Annotated in this window: 1 protein-coding gene; it reads right to left on the bottom strand. The window is 68.8% G+C overall.

The genetic code is table 11. The annotated features are described in order from the left end of the window. On the bottom strand, window positions 1-208 hold a 208-nt coding region (locus tag KVS69_RS20540), incomplete at its 3' end, for a hypothetical protein (protein WP_217540193.1). Window positions 209-237: the final 29 nt, after the last annotated feature.

Raw genomic sequence — 237 nt, 5'->3', positions numbered from 1 at the left:
CGACCCGGCCCGCATCGGCGCGGCAGACATAGGGCCGGTTGCGATTGTCGCTCTCGCGCGGCGGGACGCCGCAGACGTAACGCTGCGGCCGCGGCCGGCGGTCGTCCGTGCGGGTACGGCTATCGAGCTGATACTGGATCGGCGATACCGGCGCGCCCGCCGAAAAATCTCCTGCCCCGGCGGCGGAACAGACAAGCAGCAGGATCATCAGGCCCGACAGGATTTTGCGCATGGGTT

The sequence above is a fragment of the Stenotrophomonas sp. GbtcB23 genome (assembly GCF_019091045.1).
Classification (GTDB): domain Bacteria; phylum Pseudomonadota; class Gammaproteobacteria; order Xanthomonadales; family Xanthomonadaceae; genus Stenotrophomonas; species Stenotrophomonas rhizophila_A.
The sequence above is the reverse complement of the archived record's forward strand: the minus strand, read 5'-3'. Positions and strand labels throughout refer to the sequence as shown.